17 protein-coding genes are annotated in these 17977 nt (G+C 48.2%); 4 read left to right on the top strand and 13 right to left on the bottom strand.

Annotated elements, in window-relative coordinates:
• Window positions 1-28: 28 nt before the first annotated feature.
• Both OI18_RS14350 and OI18_RS25090 read right to left on the bottom strand, forming a co-directional pair.
• Window positions 29-409, bottom strand: coding sequence for a hypothetical protein (locus tag OI18_RS14350; protein ID WP_039140820.1), 381 nt, complete (start codon window positions 407-409; stop codon window positions 29-31).
• A 41-nt stretch (window positions 410-450) separates the two neighbouring features.
• Complete coding sequence (locus tag OI18_RS25090) at window positions 451-2745, bottom strand: TonB-dependent receptor (protein ID WP_039140818.1); 2295 nt, start codon at window positions 2743-2745, stop codon at window positions 451-453.
• Window positions 2746-3000: 255 nt separating this feature from the next.
• Here OI18_RS25090 and OI18_RS14340 point away from each other — a divergent pair, with 255 nt between their 5' ends.
• Window positions 3001-3519 carry a GNAT family N-acetyltransferase gene (locus tag OI18_RS14340; RefSeq protein ID WP_052273238.1) on the top strand — a complete coding sequence of 173 codons (519 nt, stop codon included), beginning with the start codon at window positions 3001-3003 and terminating at the stop codon, window positions 3517-3519.
• Here the strand turns inward: OI18_RS14340 and OI18_RS14335 are convergent.
• Genes OI18_RS14335 through OI18_RS14315 form a run of 5 tightly spaced genes read right to left on the bottom strand, consistent with a single transcriptional unit; the run spans window position 3478 to window position 5510 of the window.
• Window positions 3478-4095 (bottom strand): SprT-like domain-containing protein, encoded by a 618-nt coding sequence (locus OI18_RS14335; RefSeq protein WP_039140817.1) that lies wholly within the window; start codon window positions 4093-4095, stop codon window positions 3478-3480. The two genes, OI18_RS14340 and OI18_RS14335, sit on opposite strands and share 42 nt — an antisense overlap.
• A 2-nt stretch (window positions 4096-4097) precedes the next feature.
• Complete coding sequence (locus OI18_RS14330; protein WP_152616829.1) at window positions 4098-4466, bottom strand: hypothetical protein; 369 nt, start codon at window positions 4464-4466, stop codon at window positions 4098-4100.
• A 1-nt stretch (window position 4467) separates the two neighbouring features.
• Window positions 4468-4725 (bottom strand): AtpZ/AtpI family protein, encoded by a 258-nt coding sequence (locus OI18_RS14325; protein WP_072039015.1) that lies wholly within the window; start codon window positions 4723-4725, stop codon window positions 4468-4470.
• On the bottom strand, window positions 4694-5104 hold the full coding sequence (locus OI18_RS14320) for a bactofilin family protein (RefSeq protein ID WP_039140812.1): 411 nt from the start codon (window positions 5102-5104) through the stop codon (window positions 4694-4696). The genes OI18_RS14325 and OI18_RS14320 overlap by 32 nt, the downstream gene beginning before the upstream one ends.
• A gap of 10 nt (window positions 5105-5114) precedes the next feature.
• A complete protein-coding gene (locus OI18_RS14315; protein WP_039140810.1) occupies window positions 5115-5510 on the bottom strand; it encodes a hypothetical protein in 396 nt (131 codons plus the stop codon).
• A gap of 121 nt (window positions 5511-5631) precedes the next feature.
• Here OI18_RS14315 and porW point away from each other — a divergent pair, with 121 nt between their 5' ends.
• Both porW and OI18_RS14305 read left to right on the top strand, forming a co-directional pair.
• Window positions 5632-8619 (top strand): type IX secretion system periplasmic lipoprotein PorW/SprE, encoded by a 2988-nt coding sequence (gene porW / locus OI18_RS14310; RefSeq protein WP_039140808.1) that lies wholly within the window; start codon window positions 5632-5634, stop codon window positions 8617-8619.
• A 68-nt stretch (window positions 8620-8687) separates the two neighbouring features.
• Complete coding sequence (locus OI18_RS14305; RefSeq protein ID WP_039140807.1) at window positions 8688-11102, top strand: penicillin-binding protein 1A; 2415 nt, start codon at window positions 8688-8690, stop codon at window positions 11100-11102.
• 47 nt (window positions 11103-11149) lie between these two features.
• On the opposite strand, the gene OI18_RS23845 is transcribed toward OI18_RS14305, so the two are convergent.
• Genes OI18_RS23845 through OI18_RS14290 form a run of 3 tightly spaced genes read right to left on the bottom strand, consistent with a single transcriptional unit; the run spans window position 11150 to window position 14655 of the window.
• Window positions 11150-12403 (bottom strand): OmpA family protein, encoded by a 1254-nt coding sequence (locus tag OI18_RS23845; RefSeq protein ID WP_052273237.1) that lies wholly within the window; start codon window positions 12401-12403, stop codon window positions 11150-11152.
• 56 nt (window positions 12404-12459) lie between these two features.
• Window positions 12460-12918, bottom strand: a complete 459-nt coding sequence (locus OI18_RS14295; protein WP_052273236.1) for a septal ring lytic transglycosylase RlpA family protein — start codon at window positions 12916-12918, stop codon at window positions 12460-12462.
• Between the two features lie 3 nt (window positions 12919-12921).
• Window positions 12922-14655: a L,D-transpeptidase family protein gene (locus OI18_RS14290; RefSeq protein ID WP_160290241.1), complete on the bottom strand. Its 1734-nt coding sequence runs from the start codon at window positions 14653-14655 to the stop codon at window positions 12922-12924.
• Between the two features lie 22 nt (window positions 14656-14677).
• On the opposite strand from OI18_RS14290, the gene OI18_RS14285 reads away from it, so the two are divergent.
• A complete protein-coding gene (locus tag OI18_RS14285; protein WP_039140803.1) occupies window positions 14678-15412 on the top strand; it encodes a M15 family metallopeptidase in 735 nt (244 codons plus the stop codon).
• Here OI18_RS14285 and OI18_RS24265 read toward each other — a convergent pair.
• From OI18_RS24265 to aroA, 3 genes are read right to left on the bottom strand one after another with little or no spacing between them, the layout of a single operon-like run.
• A complete protein-coding gene (locus OI18_RS24265; RefSeq protein ID WP_072039014.1) occupies window positions 15360-15668 on the bottom strand; it encodes a DUF952 domain-containing protein in 309 nt (102 codons plus the stop codon). The genes OI18_RS14285 and OI18_RS24265 overlap by 53 nt on opposite strands.
• A 7-nt stretch (window positions 15669-15675) precedes the next feature.
• Window positions 15676-16665 (bottom strand): chorismate synthase, encoded by a 990-nt coding sequence (locus OI18_RS14280; RefSeq protein ID WP_039140801.1) that lies wholly within the window; start codon window positions 16663-16665, stop codon window positions 15676-15678.
• 28 nt (window positions 16666-16693) lie between these two features.
• Window positions 16694-17968, bottom strand: coding sequence for a 3-phosphoshikimate 1-carboxyvinyltransferase (aroA, locus tag OI18_RS14275; protein WP_039140799.1), 1275 nt, complete (start codon window positions 17966-17968; stop codon window positions 16694-16696).
• Window positions 17969-17977: the final 9 nt, after the last annotated feature.

Below are 17977 nucleotides of genomic sequence, written 5' to 3'. Positions count from 1 at the left end.
TCTTTACATGATCAAAGAGAGTGAATGATCATGCATGCCGTGGAGGCTGGAAGATGCTGTGCAGCGCCTGGCTGGAAGAAAAGGAGCCCTTGTGAAGATTATATTCCTTCCGGATCTCTGCAACCTGTTGCTCAAATTCTATGGAGACAGGTTCTTCAAACACAAAGCTGATTGCGGTGAGGCAGTCTGCCGTTTTAAAAGGCAGCTGCATGTCGCGCTGGTAATCATTATCCATAACCGTGTGGCCCTGGTAATGCTCTTTCAGGAAATCCAGCAGTGTAATGGAAGAATTGAGTTGGCGGTGCTCAATGAAATGTTCGATAAGTACGGGTAGTTTCATCAGTTGATGCAACTCCGTCTGTGCCAGTACGAACAGCACCAGGAAAAATATGGTGGAGGCTTTCCTCACGCCGTAAAGATAGTAAGGGAAGCTGCAACCCGCTGTATTTTTTAATCTGTACGGCCTTTCCAGGTGTATCTCAATCCGAAAAAAAGCTTTCTTCCCTGGTTGGGGGCATATACATAATTGGGGTCGAAAGTCAGGCCGTAGGGGTTCTCTGGCGTAGCCACAACTTTACCATCCGTCCCATACTCAACTTTCTTGTCGAAGGGATCATGAGCCCGCGCAATAATGAAATCAGTATTGCGAGCCGGGGTAAAGTTGAGCAGGTTCTTCACCCCACCGAACCATTCCATTCCTTTTCTACCCTTATACGTAAGCTGCACATTCTGAATGCTCCATACGGGTGATTTTTCCGGCCGCGGATCAGTAGGACCAAGCAGCGGCAGTAACATCGGTCCATACAGGTTCCCTGTATAGTCGATCATCCAGTTGCCTTTTCCAAGGGTGTAGGAGACCGTCCATGTACCTGACCATGGCTCGGTAAGCAGCTGGCGGCTATGCGCGGTTTTTCCGGCGGCATCCCTGTTTGTTATGGAAACGTCCTGGAGGGTAAAACCAGTGGTCAGTCTCAACCTGTTGCGGAAAGCCGCTTCCATGTTTATGCTGAATCCTTTTGATTCCGCATAACCATCAAGGTTTGAATAGATGATCTTATCCGGGTCGCTGGTATAATCAGGAATGATCCGGTTGGTAAAATAAGTGTACCAGGTTGCAGCTTCCAGGTTCAGGTAACCACCGGGCACCACGAATTTGCGGGAGTAGTTCAGGTTCACATTATAGCTCTTCTCCGGTTTCAGCGAGCCAACGATCTCCACCTTACGGGCACCTGTAAGCGCTGCATGATCTTCGGTAAAAAGATTAACTACCCTGAAGCCGGAACCGGCATTGAGCCTGAGGTGATCCATTTCGGAAATGGTCCATTTCCAGGCAATGCGTGGGGTTATGATGTTCCCGTGACGTTTATCATAGTCGTATCGTAAACCAGTCAGTAACAGGTGATCACTATGCAGCTGCCATTCGTCCTGGATAAAGATTCCCGGCAGGAAGATCTTATCAGGTGAATTCTTCGCACCTGTTGCGGAAGCTGTTGCCGGCGTATTATCATCATACCAGGTGTAACGCCCCACAATCCCTGACAATAACTGGTGACTACCGGCATCCTTTTCCCAGGTGAACTGGCCAAAGCCGATCCGCTGGTCAGCGTCGAAGATTGTATTGCCATAGGCAGAACGCTGGCGATGTGCGTTTGCTGAAAAGGAGAACATAATTTTTTCAGGTACCGGTAACTGGTAATTCCCGATCAGCTCTCCCCTTGTTGTGGTGATCTGTTCGCCGTAAACTGAATCGCCGCCGCGGAATTTGCGTGTCCATTGCATTTCACCACCCCAGCGATCTTCCGCAATGACGCGTACCGCAACTGCTGCCTGCCGGTTCTCCTTCCTTTGCCAGCTGATCTTCTGGAACAGTGAGATCCTGTTCTGCAAGGTCACGTCAGTGAAATTGTCCCTATTCTCATCATAACGATGGGTGAAGTTGTAATAACTGATGCCCAGAAGCGACTGGCTTTTTTTGCCTGTTGCAAAGCGGAAACCCGCATCCAGGTTATGTTCGCGCCAGCTGGTACCGCTGTATTCCACCGAAACTGCAGGAGCTTTGCGCGGATGTTTGGTTATGACGTTGATCAGTCCACCTATCGCTTCACTCCCATACAGTGATGAAGCGGGCCCCTTTACGATCTCAATCCTTTCGACAAGTGAATTCGGAATACCCTGCAACCCGTAAACCGACGCGAGGCTGCTGACGATCGGCATCCCGTCGATCAGTACCATGGTATATGGACCTTCCAATCCATTGATATGGATATCGCCTGTATTGCAGACATTACAGTTCAACTGTGGCCGAACACCATTCACCATCTGCAGCGCGTCAAAAATTGAAGGTGACGGATTTTTCCGGAAAAAGACCGGTGTATATACTTCAACCGGAACCGGGCTTGCAGAACGCTGGACCGCTCTCATGGTTCCTGTCACTACCACTTCATCCATACTTTTTCGCGAAGGCTGCATCCTGACAAGCAGCTCCGCGCCATCAAGCGCGACCACCTGCTTCTCAAACCCAATCGCCGTTATTTCTAGGGCCATTATGGAGTCCGGCACCTGCAGCCGAAAGCTGCCGCTGCTTGTTGATGCTACCGAAATTTTCAAGGCCGGGAGACTGATCGTGGCTCCTGCAACAGCTTCCCCGTTTTCTGCATGAACCAGTTTTCCGGACACCCAACGGGTTTGGGCTGAAGCGCTCAAACCCAGTACTATCAATATTATAAGAGTAAAAACTAACCGCATTTTTAGACTTGTCTAAATTTATTTTTAGACAAATATAAAGAAACAGGGAGTCTGTCACAAATAATATTTTTTGCTAATTGGTAATAATCGCTGAGAATGGCACGTTATTCGCAAAAGCAGCCATATGAAACAAAATTTAAACAGCATCAGGAATGCCGACAAGATCTTCCTCGCGCTGATCGTTACTTCTCTCGTCGTGTTTTACTCAATAGTTGCGTTGGTTCTGGGATAAATAAGTTGCCGTAGTTTTATGGCATGGAACTAACCATCAGACCGATCACTGTTGACGACAATGCTGAGATAGCAGCGATCATCCGTGCAGCGTTGAAGGAATTTGGGGCAGACAGGCCAGGCACGGTTTATTACGACGACACCACCGACCACCTCTTTGAACTTTTCCAGGAACAAGGCAGTGCTTATTTTATAGCTGAGTCCGGTAACCGGATCATCGGCGGAGCTGGTATTTACCCGACGAAAGGATTGCCTGAAGGCTATTGTGAACTGGTGAAAATGTACCTGTCGCCCGATGCACGGGGTAAGGGCCTTGGCAAACAGCTGATCAGCCTCTGCCTTCGTACAGCCGCAGACCTGGGTTATTCCCATATATACCTGGAATCGATGCCTGAGCTGAAAAAGGCGCTTTCCGTTTACGAAAAATTCGGCTTCACCTACCTTAAAGGCCCGCTGGGCGAGTCCGGCCACTTTGGCTGTGGATTGTGGATGCTACTCGACCTAAGCAGGGATTACTTCGTAAAGACCGCTGAAGAGATATAATTTCCCGGTTGCCACTTCCTTACACTGGTATCGTTTTCTAAGTTTCTTTCCTTTCCGGAACAACCGTCCGCCGTCAATCGCAAACAAAGTGCCTTCCGGAAGTTCCTCCACCAGGGTGCCCTTTGAATCGGGATGATCGTGGTGCCGGAGCACCCGCATCAGTGGTTCATCGGCACAGCTGCTCGCAGGCAGGTTATGAAGGCTCTTCGTCAATGCAGCTTCCACGTCAGCAGGAAACAATTGTTTGCCCAGGAATTCCTGCAGCAGAAGCCGGTACAGGTCTTTCCACTCTTTTCCGTGTGCAGCAACCCGGTGTCCGAATCTTTCAAAAGTGACCAGGTGGGCCAGCTCGTGCACGAGGGTGATCAGGAATGCATACGGGTTAAGATTCCCGTTAACACTGATCCGGTGATTCAATCCGCGATGGGCGTGGCGATAATCACCAAGCACTGTCTTTCGCTCGCGGGTGATCGTGAGGTGTACTTTATAGTGATGCAGGTAATTTGCCACCATTTCAAAAGTTCCTTCAGGCAGGAAATGGGAAAGTTGCTGGAGCGGGTATTCCTGTTTTGCCATCGTCAGCTGGTCTTGGATTTCTTCAACACAACCCTGAGTTCGATGAACGTGTAGAGCATATACAGGAACATACAACCGAATAAGGCAGGTTTGTTGACCTTATCACGGAACAGGAAGATATAAACGAAAGCTGCAGTAGCACCGCCGAAAAGTTTGAGCAGCATACCGCCGTAAACGCTCCTGAGGAAAGCCGGGGTAGAGGAATTTTCAGCACTGCGGGCGTGCATCACGAAGGAGAGTAAAAAAATAACAAACAGGATGAGGTTCCCGGTGAGCAGGATTGCGGTATCCACACCCAGTCCGTCCATCCGCTGGCGGAAAACCAGCAATAAACCATTCACAACCAGGAAGACGATCAACAAGGGTAACAAATCAGGTCTGATTCGGGCGGTCTTTTTTTCCATTTCTGTCGCGCGCTGTTTCTTTTACCAGTTTTATTATGGTAACAGCAATTATGAGCAAAGGTAATACCCAAACCAATAGGGGCACACCGATGCCCAGCCACCGGTCTGCACTGATTCCGGCCCATACGGCCAGAGCCAGGGCAACCATTAGCTGGCTACCCAGTGAAATATACCTGAGCCATGAAATCTTCTTATCAGGCTGCCGGTGCTGCTTTAGTCTTTTCATTTACGGCCGGAGAAACTTCCGTTCCCATATGGCATGCGCCGTTAAAGGTTGCTGCCGGTTCGATCTGCAGTTTGCCAGCGTGGATGTTACCGTTTACAATGCCGGAAGACTTGAGTTGAAGCAGTTCCTTTACTTTGATAGTGCCGACCACTTTACCCATGATGTCTGCCTGCAGACCATGGATATCGCCTTCTACAACGCCATTGGCGCCGATCACTACCTTGGCAGAACTGTGCACATTGCCGATGAGGGTTCCGTCGATCCGCAGATCGCCGTTACTTGTAATGTCCCCTTTCAGTGTAGTCCCGTTTCCGATCAGGCTGGTGCTGTTACCGCCTGTTTCTGCAGCAAATTCAGTTTTGGATTTTCCGTTGAACATAGCTTTGGATTTAATCTGTGGTTGTTTCCGTAGGTGGTATATTCAGGGAGGTGGTATCCAGCTTAACGGTTACGTCTCCCTGTAAAACTTTTTTTATGCTTTGCAGGTATTGATCCTTGTACTGCATGGCCTGTTCCAACGAATCTGTCCGGATCTTCAACTGCCTTAATTCTTTTGTTGCACTGGCGCTGCCGTACCCCGGTATATACAATTTCAGCGGGGTAAAAACGATCAGTGCCACTGTCAATCCCGTCAGTAAAACGAAAATGGTGCTCATAACGATATACACACTCAGCCTCGATAACTTAAAGGTTACCACCTCCTCATAGCTGTCATCGTTCATTACCACCAGGCGGTACCGGTTACGTAAACGCTTAAAGGTGGTATTTGTATTGTTTTCAGGCATTAAAATTGTTCCGTTTTCCTTAAAAGACAGCCACAAACTACATAAAAATCGAGCCAATTAATTTGGATAACTTTAAAATAATTTTCTTGCAGAAGAGTTAATATCACTTTAGTTTGCGCAGATGATCAATACACAAGGCACCAGGATCCTGATTTCGTTCCTAATCTGCCTTTCCTGTTTTTTACCTGGATTGGCTCAGCCAACCCTCGACCCTGATCTGAAAAAACCCGCCAAATACGAGAACCGTACGCTGAGGGCAGAGAAAACCGGTCAGAAAAAATTCAACGCTCCCAGGAGATTCTTCCAGAACACCTATACACATTACAATTTTTTCTTTAATGCACGGGAGAAGCTGAACAGGGTGCTGGACAACGCACGGGCCCAGCAGATAGACCGTTACACCGAATTGCTGTCCTTCTATAACTATTCGCTTGAAAATACCTCATCACAACAGACGGAACTGGATTCCGTGATCTACAAGGTAAACGCCGGCATCTTCCTGCATGACCTGCGTAGCGACTGGATGGACAATCTTTACCTGCTGATGGGCCAGGCCTATTACTACCGCAATACGCTCGATACGGCCTATATGACCTTCCAGTATATGAACTATGCCTTTTCGCCGAAGGAGGAAGACGGTTACGATAAGGTGATCGGCAGCAATGCCAACGAAGGTGGAAGTGTGATGAAAGTGTCTACGGTCGAAAAACGCAATGTGATCGATAAGGCATTGTCGGAACCTCCCAGCCGCAATGACGCGCTGATCTGGCTGGTACGCACCCATATTACGAGGAATGAAATGCCGCAGGCTGCCACACTTATCCAGACACTCCGGCATGACCCCACTTTTCCCAAACGCCTGCATAACTCGCTCGATGAAGTGAGTGCATACTGGTTCTATACAGCTTCACAGTACGACAGTGCAGCATATTATCTTGAAAAGGCGCTTCCGGTGGCTTACGATAAGAAGGAGCTTGCAAGATGGGAATACCTGCTTGGACAGTTGTACTCGCGTGCAGGAAAAACTGCCCTGGCAAAAGATGCCTTCGAGCGTTGTATCAAACACACCATGAACCCGGTAATGGAAGTTGCCGCGCAATTGCAGGCTACCCAGCAGATCACGGGCATCAATGATGTAGACTGGCAAGCAGCCATTGCAGCCCTGGAAAAAATGGCCAGGAAAGAGCGGTATACAAATTACCGCGACCTGATCTATTATACCATCGGGCAAATTGAAGTAAGGCGCGGAATGATTCCCGCGGCCCAGGCGCACCTGTTGAAAAGTGTAAAATACAGCACGGTAAACCCGGATCAGAAAACCCGCTCCTACCAGCTGCTGGGTGACCTTTCATTTAACCAGAAAGAATACGTTCCGGCAAAAAACTATTACGACAGTGTAGAAATGGGTTATTTACCCGAAGCAGAAGCCCAGGCACTCACTGCCCGTCTTGAAGGGCTCGAGGTCGTAGCTTCCAATTATTATGTGATCAACAGGCAGGATAGCCTTCAGCGGCTGGCGGCAATGCCTGAAGACAAAAGAAACGATATTCTCACCCGGTACCTGCGACAGCTTCGCAAGCAAAGAGGCTTAAAAGATGATGACCTTTCCGGGGCTCAACAGGCTGGCGGACCGGTTTTCGTTCCGGCAGGAAACACAGTTCCGTCGGACCTGTTCGTAACCTACAATTCCGGCGAGTGGTATTTTTACAACAACTCCCTTAAGAGCAGGGGATTTACTGAATTCCGGAACAAGTGGGGCAACCGTCCGAATACAGACAACTGGCGGCGCAGCAACAGTGTGAGCAATGTTACTTTCAATAAAGAAATAAAAACGGAAGAAGCAGAAGCGGCGGCAGAGGATGCAGAGCTTTCCCTCGAAGCACTGATTGCAAAACTGCCGATAACACCTGAGCAGCAAAAGGTCTCCAATGATTCCATCCTGCAGTCCCAATACATGCTTGCCAATACCATTCAAAACAGCTTCGAGGACTATGCCACTGCAGCAGTGAATTATGAAGGTCTGCTTGATCGATTCCCAGCCAGCAGCAAAGAAGCCGAAATCCTGTACCAGTTATCTATATGCTATCAGATGCTGGGTAAAACAGCGGACCTGGACCGGGTAAAACAAAAACTCGCAAAGGAACATCCGGAAACCCGCGAAGCGAAGCTGGCTGCTGACCCGGTAAAGGCGCAAGAAGAAGAGAATGCGCACGTGAAAGGCGCAACGGTTTCGTATAGTCACGTGTACGACTTGTTTATCGAGGGTAATTTCGATGGCGCTATTGCGGCAAAAGCAATTGCAGACAGCATTTACGGTTCGAATTTCTGGACGCCGCAGTTACTGTATATTGAAGCAATTTATCATATCAAGAAAAGGGACGACAACCAGGCCATTAATGTGCTCCAGTTACTGATTGGCCAGTTTCCTGATCACCCCATCGCCGAGAAAGCCAAAAACCTGATCAGCGTTGTGCAGCGAAGGGCTGAGATTGAAGACTACCTGACGAAGCTCGAGATCCAGAGACCTGCTGAAGACAGCGTCGTAACCCTGGAAGAAAAAGCAGTTGCCGCACCGGTTGAAAAAAAGCCTGAAGCAGTGACACCCGACCCCAGGGAAGCGAAAGCGGTGCAGCCCAAAACGGAATTGCCGGCAGTTAAGCCTGTGCCTGGAATCACTGATAGCAGCAGGCTGAAAAAAGAAGCTCCTGCCGTGCCCACAGGAACTGCATTCAGCAGGCATGCCGCACAGCCTCACTTTGTTGTGATTGTGCTGGAAAATGTGGACCCCGTTTATGTTAATGAAACACGAAATGCATTCAACAGATATAATAAAGAAAACTACTATACAGTTCCTATGAATGTGACGATTGTAGGACTGACAGACCAGGTTAAGATGGTTGCCATCAAAGGACTGGCAAATGAGCAGGCGGCAAGGGATTATATTGTGAAGGCAAAAGCACAGGCTTCAAAGGATATCATCCCCTGGCTCAAGGCGGACAAATATTATTTCATTCCTGTGGCTGAATCCAATATGGACCTGCTGATGAACAATAAAGACCTGCCTGCCTACCGAAATTTTTTAAAACAATTGTTCCCGAGTGAGTTTTAGGCCATCAGGTCCTGATTTTATACTTTCGGGCGTAATATTTGAAAGTTCAATTCCAAGAAAGAAAAATTATGAAACATTCCGCACGTGTTTTCTGGAAAGTGTTTTTGATAGGTTTTGCCGCATTTGCCCTGCTACTCATCCTGATCAATGTGGGGGTTTTCGGCAAATTGCCCTCCCTGAGTGAACTCGAAAACCCTTCCATCCTCCAGGCTACAGAGATTTATGCGGCGGACGGTACGCTGATGGGAAAGTATTACAGGGAAAGGGGGAACCGCAGCAATGTTGACTATCACGATATCTCAAAACACGTGGTAAATGCCCTGGTAGCTACTGAAGATGAAAGGTTTTATGAGCATTCCGGGATAGACGGAAGATCTGTTGCGCGGGCCATCATCTTTCTCGGCCGCGAAGGCGGCGGCAGCACTATTACGCAGCAGCTGGCGCTCAATATGTTTTCTGAACGTGCCAGGAATCCCATTACCCGGGTGATCCAGAAACTGAAAGAATGGATCATTGCCATTAAACTGGAAAGAAATTTTACAAAACAGGAAATCCTCACGCTTTACCTGAATACAGTTCCATTTGGTGAGAATGTGTATGGTATCCGGAATTCTTCGCTGACATTCTTTCAAAAGGAACCCGACCGCCTCAATGTGGAGGAAGCGGCAGTACTTGTCGGAATGCTGAAGGGAAACACGATCTACAATCCCCGGAAAAATCCGAAAAATGCAATGAACCGCAGGAACGTCGTACTCGACCAGATGGCCAAGAACAACTACCTGACTGCAACGGAAAACCAGAAGCTGAAGCTGAAACCAATTGTACTGAATTATCGCAAACAGGATGAAAATGCCGGGCTTGCGCCTTATTTCCGCGAGGTGTTAAGGGACGACATCAAACAGTGGTGCAAGAATACCACCAACCCTGCAACCGGCGATCCTTATGACATTTACAAAGACGGGTTAAGAATTTATACTACCATCAACCCTCGCATGCAGCTGTATGCGGAGGAAGCGGTAGCTAAGCAGATGCCGGTACTCCAGAAGGCACTCAACGCCCAGGGTTCCATCAAGAAAGGAGGCGTATGGAAAGGGCACAACAATGTGCTGGACGCCGCCATGAAGAACAGCGAGCGCTGGAAAAACGCTAAGGAAGACGGCCTTTCTGAGGAAGCGATCCGCAATAGTTTTAAGCAGAAGGTGCCGATGAAGATCTTCGCATGGAACTCGAAGCGTGAAAAGGATACGGTAATGACACCGCTTGATTCCATCAAGTACCATCGCCAGATGCTGCAGACTTCATTTATGGTTATGGATCCGGTAACAGGTGAAGTAAAAGCCTGGGTTGGTGGCATTGATTTCAAGACATACAAATTTGACCACGTTAACCTGAATACGAAACGCCAGGTAGGATCATCCATTAAGCCATTCCTGTATTGCGAAGCAATAGAAGAAGCTGGGTTTACTCCTGAAACTCCTGTTGAGAACGTGGTCCAGGACTTCCCGGGTTATGGACTTGTACCTGCCAAAGCGGAATGTAAAGGCAATACGGTGAGCATGGCAAGTGCCCTGACCTATTCCCTGAACTGTGCCACTGCCTATATCATGAAGCAGATCGGGCCGAAACGTTTTGTGGAATTCCTGAATAACATCAATATCAAAACGAAGGTGGAGCCCTACCCTTCCATCTGTCTTGGTGCCGTTGACCTGTCGATGTATGAAATGCTGTATGGATACACCATGTTTGCAAACCAGGGATTCAGTACTCAGCCAACATATATTACACGCATCGAAGACCGCAATGGTAACGTACTGGAAAGTTTCCAGACGAAGATGAACCAGGTTATCAGCGAATCTGCGGCTTATACCACAACAAAGATGCTTGGCGGACCAGTTGAAATGGGTACCGCGGCCGGATTGCGTTCCCGTCTTGGTGTAGCAGAGCTGGCGGGTAAGACCGGTACCACCAACGACAATGCGGATGCATGGTTCATTGGATTTTCACCACAGTTGCTGGCTGGTACATGGATAGGTTGCGATGACCGGTTTATCAGGCTGGAAAGCGGCTTAGGTTATGGCGGACAGGCAGCAAGGCCAATCTGGGAGTATTTCTTTAAAAAAGTATATGCAGACAAGACCCTTGGAATTGACCCCCTCGCGAGGTTCCCGCAACCCGAGAAATTACGGAATGAGCTGACCTATGACTACATGAACATTATTGACCAGACCCCGCCACCGGGTGCAGAAGGCACAGACCAGGGCAATGGCATGGCAGAACAATATCTTGCGGCTCCCGATACGAGCAATGTTCCGGTAGAATCATCACTCAATGCTGAAGAACAGAAAGTGTTGAACGAAGCGAATCAGAATGGCAGGAAGGATGAAAAAAAAACAACTGACAAGTCTGCGGTAGAACCACCGAAGGAAAAGAAAAAAGGAATCTTCCGCAAGATCTTCGGCAAAAAAGACAAGAAGGACGAATAATACCCAGTTTTGATGCACAATAAAAAAAGCGCCTTGCGGCGCTTTTTTTATTGACTTATTTTGAATTCGACCCGCCGGTTCTTTGCCCGGCCTGCGGAAGAATTGTTATCGGTAATTGGGTTTCCCTGTCCCTGCCCTGTTGCAGTAAGCCTGTCTGCAGCCACACCTTTTTTGCCAAGGTAGGCCTTCACAGCATTGGCACGTTTCTCACTCAGCTTTTGGTTCAGCTCAGCGCCACCGGTATTATCCGTGTGACCCACGATATCCACTTTCAGTTGCGGGTATTCTTCATTGAGAATTTTAGCAGCCTTGTCAAGCTCTTTCTTTGCCCCGGCAGTAAGTGTGGCACTCCCGGTAACAAACTGGACATTACTTGCATTGAATTTCGAAGTTTCAAGCCTGGGGCAACCGAAATTGTCTGCAAGCCCGGGAACATCGGGACATTTATCTTCTTCATCATTCACCCCGTCTTTGTCCGTATCCGGAACCGGGCATCCCTGGTAGCGGGCCAGCCCGGCCACATCCTTACATTTGTCTTCTTCATCATTGATGCCATCTCCATCAGTATCGGGAATGGGGCATCCTTCATAACGGGCAATGCCTGGCTGGGTGGGACATTTATCATCCTTATCGGCAATCCCATCACTATCCTGGTCTTTCTCCTGTTCCACAACTACAACCGGCGGCGGTGGTGGTGGAATTACTTTTTCTTCTTTCGGCCTTCCTATATTGCCAGCGAAGCCGATACCCTGGTAAAAATGATAATTAGTAGTACTGGTCACTTTCATCCTGTACTGGGTATTGATCAGGAGAAAAGCTTCGTCAAAAAAGTTTACCTGGATACCTACACCCACGGGAATGAATGCCCCGAAGTATCCTCTCCACTGTGATGCACCGATACCGGCTGAGATGTATGGCGAAACCCAGTATTTATCAGAAACCATTTTGCCGTGAACCATGGCATCCCATTCGAACAGTGCCCCGTCTTTGCCATTCTGCGGCTTATCATCCATGGGATATTCCAGGAATGAAACACCAAGAGTTGTTGAGAAATCAAAGTGGTTGCTTAGACCCTTCATGTAGTTGCCGGCAAATCCAAAGTTCAGGTCGCTGAACTTAGCCCAATCATTGTCTTTCAATACAGTGCTGAGGGAGGTTGACCGGATGCGTTGCGGCGTTACAAAGTCATTGCCGAAAAAGTGGATCCCGATAGCGGGTCTTTTGATATAATTTTCATCCTGGCCAAAAGAGTTCGTGAAATAGCAGCATACTGTCAATACTGAAAGTACTATTTTCTTCATAATGGGTGTTTGGTTTGCTGGGGTCAAAAATAGTTTTCAGCTACAAATATTGAAAATTATTTATTGGTTGCTTCGTTGGCAGTTGCCAGTTCTGCAGGCATTTTTTTTCCCAGTACCTCCACTTTCACTTTCGCGAGACCGTGACCGGTGTAACCCAGTTTTTTTGCGGCGGCGCGTGACAGGTCGACCAGCCTGGGGTTCTTATAATGCAGCCTGTCATTGACCTTCACGAGGACTTTGCGCCCGTTACGCTGATTAGTTACCCTGATCCAGGTTCCTAAAGGCAGACCGTTATGTGCGGCAGTAAATTTATTGGCATCATAGACTTCACCACTGGCCGTTTTACGTCCATGGAATTTGGCGGCGTAATAACTTGCGGTTCCAAACTGCACTTTGGCAGTGTTGGCCTTCCTTTTTTTCCTGCTTTGTGTTTTTAAACTGTCGGCAGGCGTTGCGTGAGCTACCCCCGTATAAAGGAGACTCACTGCGAGGAGCAGTCGTTTCAGGATTTTCATAGATCAACTTATTGGTTTGGATTTGAAATATCTGTCTGCAAGAAAGCGGTCCTCGCCATAGATATCGTCGAAAAACCGCAACTTATCATCCTTCGCTTCAATGGTAAAATAGCGTATATAAATCGGAACGCGCGCAAAATCTGAAATTATATGCTTCTCCTGCCGGCCAATCCATGCTTTGATCGTATCCGGATTATACCGGATCTCGTCATTCCTGACCAGGAACCTCGATAGTTTCTCCCATTCCTGCACTCGCACACAACCGTGACTCAGTGCCCTGTCCTTTTTACCGAACAATCCGCGTGCATTTGTATCGTGCAGGTAAACGGCATATTTATTCCTGAAATTGAATTTCATCAGTCCAAGTGAATTGTCATCTCCCTGGCGTTGCCTGATCAGGTAGGGGAAATTATTCCTGGTGACTTTATTCCACTCAACTTCCGCTGGGTTCACCACGCTGTCATACTTGTCAACCACCATCAAGTTCTGTTTTTCCAGGTAAGTGATATCTTCCTGAATTTTCGGCAGCATCTCTTTGAAGATGATACTATATGGAACCGTCCATTGCGGATAGGTAATAAAATTCGTGATCTCACTGCTCAATACCGGTGTTCGTGTTTTGACGGCACCCACAATGATCTTTGACTGCATTACAACGGTATCGGTATCCACTACTGTCAACTGGTAAGCAGGAAGGTTAACCCAAACAAATGTTTCGGGCATATGTTCCGGGATCTGCTGGCGGTAACGGTCAAGCGTAATCGCAATACGTTTGAATTTTTCCCAGTCTGTATTGTTCAGGCTCTTAATGGTGAGCTCAGCTGCGACACCTGTTGTACGGATCCCGTTCGCCTGCTGGTAAGTTTTTACTGCCTTTGTATACGTTGCCGAATCGGCGGGGTTCCAGTCAGCCGCAAGCAGCCCGGCTTCCTGCAATCGTTTTGCAACCTCACCATAAACTGCGGTGCTGTCAGGATTGGGAAATGTAATGATCGTGTATTCACGAAACTGTGCTGTGTCAAGAAACCTCGGTAACAATTCCCTGATCTGTTTGTAACCCTGGTGAACTGGTTCCAGGCTTTCGAGCGTAGACCTGAGTTGCCCCTGCACAATCCCGTTCTTTAATACATCGACCTGCTTTGTTGTATTGAAAAGTGAATCGTTACTAACAGTTATGCTGTCCCTATCAAAGTGACCGTATTTAAGATGCGATGCCATTAGCAGGTAGGCGTCGCTCAGCAGCAGGTCGGCCCTGGCCCACAAGGCAACATTCTTCCTTGCAACCGTGTCAGTAACAATTTTATTACGGATGGCAAGAAGTGGAAGCAGGTGATAATCGGAAGGAAATAACCCAAACTCTTTTGCTTTGCTGACAAGGAAAAACAGTGAGTCGCCCCGTGGCAGCCAGTTGCCTTTATCACTCCAAAGTGGCTGGTAAGCACCTGATGTATAAACTTTATTCAACGCATCAATATGCGGAATGACCGTTGAATCCTTCATTTTATCCCCGTTGTTTAAAATGAAATCGATCGATTGCTTCAACTGCTCTTCGATTTTTTCTTCGATCTCTTCAGGAGACTTCGCAATGACCACATCAGCGGGAGCCTTTACAGCCTGGTCACTGCCGCAGGAAAGATTGATGAACATGGTGAATGACACCATACATATCAAAAGCCGGTTATATTTCCAGAGTAAGGGATTATTCCTCATGTTGCGTAACAGATTCTTTATTTTCATTTGAGCAAAATCTATTCCGGTCATGTACAATATAGTTATTCGCCTTCATTTCCTTTGCTTTGTATATACGTTTTTTTGTCTTCATGTTAGTGCGCAGGACACTGTAAAGTCCACCCTTCCCATTATTAAAGACCCGGAACAATTCAGGATGGTTGTCAGCAACGACAGCTCACAGCAGTTGATAAGGCTTGACAAACTGGCACCCAATATAAGGCTCGACCTCCGCTACGCAGATAAAAACAACTTTACAGGCAAAAGATTGTATCCGAGGGGCCTTAAAATTACCTTCCTGCGAAAAGCACCAGCAGAAGCACTACGGGAAGTTGCGATCGAACTGGAGAAACAGGGTTTTGGATTGAAAATTTTTGATGCATACCGGCCATATTCGGCGACGGTTGAAATGTGGGATCTGATCAGGGATGAACGTTATGTTGCCAACCCGGTGAGAGGCAGTGGTCATAACCGTGGCTTATCTGTGGACCTGACGTTATACTATATGCGAAGCGGGAAAGAACTCGCTATGGGCACCGGCTTTGACAACTTTACAGAAGCGGCTCACCACGACAACCCGAACCTGCCGGAAAAAGTGCTAATCAATCGCGGCATCCTGAAATCAGTTATGGAAAAGCATGGATTCCAGGCACTGGATACAGAATGGTGGCATTACAGCTGGCCTAATAACCGGAAATATGATGTCCTGGACCTTAGTTTTGAGGAAGTGAACAGGTTTCAACCTTCACCACCGCGTCAACATTAATTGGTCCATAAATATGGGGGAAAGTATCCTGGATGGAAGGCGACCATTCGTGTACGATCTGGCTGCGAAGCAGGCCTGGATCAATCACCAGTTTAACAAGGTCGTGGCGACCGGAAAAATAACGCTGCAATACACCTTCTACCTGGTGGTCTTCGGAAGCATGGATATATCCCTCTTCATGTAGCGTACCGCAATGGTAATTACCATTGATAACCGCATCTTCCCAATCTGCTTTTGACGTGATATGATAAATCATTATTCGCTTATTGTTTTACGTTAGGCCTGGTTTGCATCATTAAATCTGCAAGTGCAATAGCAGTTACAGCTTCAAGTACGACAGGAACGCGCAATGCTATACATAAATCATGCCTGCCCTTTACCGAAAATGTCTCCTGTTCACCGGTTTCCCAGTTAAGTGTTAACTGCTCTTTAGGCGTGCTGGATGTTGGCTTGATGGCTATGCGAAACACCAATTCGTTCCCGTTGGTTATGCCACCTACCACACCACCAGCATGATTGGTCCTTGTTTTGCCAGACTGGTCCTCAATGGCATCATTGTGCTCGATACCGAACATTTTTGCTGCCCGGAACCCTGTTCCGAATTCAACACCCCGCACTGCAGGAATGGCGAAGACGGCATGACTGATGACAGACTCGACAGAATCGAAAAAAGGTTCACCCCAACCGATCGGGAGTCCTTCAACCCGGCACTCCACTATGCCACCGATAGAATCCTTCGCATCAATTGCTTTCTGTAACCCGGCCTCCACATCTGCTACCCCGCCTATCTCAAGGATCGTAGCGCGTATACTTAAGGAAGATAAGATCTTTTTAGCAACTACACCGGCAGCAACAAGTCCGACCGTAAGCCGGCCGCTGAAATGTCCACCACCCCTGAAATCTTCAAAGCCACCGAATTTCTGGTGTGCGACAAAGTCAGCATGCCCAGGCCTGGGCACCGCCCGCTGCTTTTCATAATCACCGCTTCTCGTGTTCTTATTTTCAAACATTATCGTCAGTGGTGCTCCTGTGCAATGGCCATTGAACAATCCTGTCTGGAATAAAGGAAAGTCATCCTCTTTACGTGGTGTGGTTCCTTTCTGCATACCACCTTTTCTCCTTTCGATGTCTTCCTGGAAATCGTCCGCTGAAAGCGGAAGACCGGGCGGAACTCCGTCTACAATAACTCCCACCGCAGGTCCGTGTGATTCACCAATTATCGTAACCCTGAATAGTTTTCCGAATGCGTTCATTGATCTGTTTACTTTTTCACGTTAATGGTCATGCGTATTTTACTTTGGCCCCAAGCTGCCTGATATGGTCGAAAAAGACCGGGTAAGACTTGTTGATGGCATCAGCATCAGAAATGGTTGTTGTGCCTGTTGCTTTCAGGCCGGCTACTGCCGTTGCCATTGCTATGCGGTGATCATGGCGTGATGATACCGCAGCACCATTCACCTGGTTTCCGCCATGAATGATCATCAGGTCACCCTGAAGTTCAATTGACACACCCATCTTTCCAAATTCTTCCTGCAGAGTCAGCGCCCTGTCGCTCTCTTTATGTGCGAGCCTTCCAACGCCTTCGATAACTGTCGTGCCTTCGCAGTATGCGGCAAGCGCAACAAGCGGCGGAAACAGGTCGGGACAGTCTGTTGCGTTGAAATGGAATGCCTTAAGGGGCATAGGACGCAGTATTATCTGCTCGGCTTCGATGCTGATTCCCGCACCGCAGCTCATGAGCGCTTGCAATACCGCCTTATCTGCCTGCGTGGAAAATACATCAAGCCCTTTGATGGTTACATTCCCTGCAATTGCACCTGCCACGAGCAGGAATGCACCGCCGCTCCAGTCACCTTCAACCGTATATGTTCTCTTTACAGGTTCAACACTTGCAGCTTGCTTTTTGAAATAGAAAGATTCATAGTTCCGGTTCTCCGGCACGTTCATCCCGAACGCCTGCATAACTGCGAGCGTAAGGTCCACATACGGTTTGCTTTTCAGGTCTGTAACCTGCACTTCCACATCACTGGCGCCGCTGGCTGAATAAGCAAACAGGATCCCGGTCAGGAACTGTGAGCTCAGTGATCCGTCGATGGTTATGTTGCGAGGCTGAAGGGGTCCCTTTACTTTAAGGGGGAGCTTGCCGTTATTCGAGTGAACTTCGACACCAAGTTGCGGAAGCACAGAGTCGAAGAAGTCCATCGGCCTTGTAACAAGACTGCCCTCACCGGTGATGGTGATCTCACGATCATTCAATGCAACCAGTGGCGTGAACATCCTGATCCCAAGCCCGCTTTCGCCACAATGCACAGCCTGCTCGCGTGCATGCACACCCGAACTTTGCACTTCCAGTGAACCGGCAGACTTTTTTACTTCTGCACCCAATGCGCTGATGACGCCGAGTGCTGCTTTATCATCATTCGACTCACCGGGATTCCGGATTATGGTAACCCCGCCGGCAGCAAGCGCTGCCGCACAGGCACGCTGCATCGAACTCTTGGATGCCGGCGCATAAATCTCACCCGCCAATACGGAAGGTTCTATGGTTGCGATCATACTGTAATT

It is taken from the genome of Flavihumibacter solisilvae (assembly GCF_000814475.1).
Classification (GTDB): domain Bacteria; phylum Bacteroidota; class Bacteroidia; order Chitinophagales; family Chitinophagaceae; genus Flavihumibacter; species Flavihumibacter solisilvae.
The sequence above is the reverse complement of the archived record's forward strand: the minus strand, read 5'-3'. Positions and strand labels throughout refer to the sequence as shown.

Coding starts and splice junctions, on each gene's coding strand:
- OI18_RS25090 (WP_039140818.1), bottom strand. CDS start 2,745: ATGCGGTTAGTTTTTACTCTTATAATATTGATAGTACTGGGTTTGAGC.
- OI18_RS14340 (WP_052273238.1), top strand. CDS start 3,001: ATGGAACTAACCATCAGACCGATCACTGTTGACGACAATGCTGAGATA.
- OI18_RS14335 (WP_039140817.1), bottom strand. CDS start 4,095: ATGGCAAAACAGGAATACCCGCTCCAGCAACTTTCCCATTTCCTGCCT.
- OI18_RS14325 (WP_072039015.1), bottom strand. CDS start 4,725: ATGAAAAGACTAAAGCAGCACCGGCAGCCTGATAAGAAGATTTCATGG.
- OI18_RS14320 (WP_039140812.1), bottom strand. CDS start 5,104: ATGTTCAACGGAAAATCCAAAACTGAATTTGCTGCAGAAACAGGCGGT.
- OI18_RS14315 (WP_039140810.1), bottom strand. CDS start 5,510: ATGCCTGAAAACAATACAAATACCACCTTTAAGCGTTTACGTAACCGG.
- porW (WP_039140808.1), top strand. CDS start 5,632: ATGATCAATACACAAGGCACCAGGATCCTGATTTCGTTCCTAATCTGC.
- OI18_RS14305 (WP_039140807.1), top strand. CDS start 8,688: ATGAAACATTCCGCACGTGTTTTCTGGAAAGTGTTTTTGATAGGTTTT.
- OI18_RS23845 (WP_052273237.1), bottom strand. CDS start 12,403: ATGAAGAAAATAGTACTTTCAGTATTGACAGTATGCTGCTATTTCACG.
- OI18_RS14295 (WP_052273236.1), bottom strand. CDS start 12,918: ATGAAAATCCTGAAACGACTGCTCCTCGCAGTGAGTCTCCTTTATACG.
- OI18_RS14290 (WP_160290241.1), bottom strand. CDS start 14,655: ATGAAAATAAAGAATCTGTTACGCAACATGAGGAATAATCCCTTACTC.
- OI18_RS14285 (WP_039140803.1), top strand. CDS start 14,678: ATGTACAATATAGTTATTCGCCTTCATTTCCTTTGCTTTGTATATACG.
- OI18_RS24265 (WP_072039014.1), bottom strand. CDS start 15,668: ATGATTTATCATATCACGTCAAAAGCAGATTGGGAAGATGCGGTTATC.
- OI18_RS14280 (WP_039140801.1), bottom strand. CDS start 16,665: ATGAACGCATTCGGAAAACTATTCAGGGTTACGATAATTGGTGAATCA.
- aroA (WP_039140799.1), bottom strand. CDS start 17,968: ATGATCGCAACCATAGAACCTTCCGTATTGGCGGGTGAGATTTATGCG.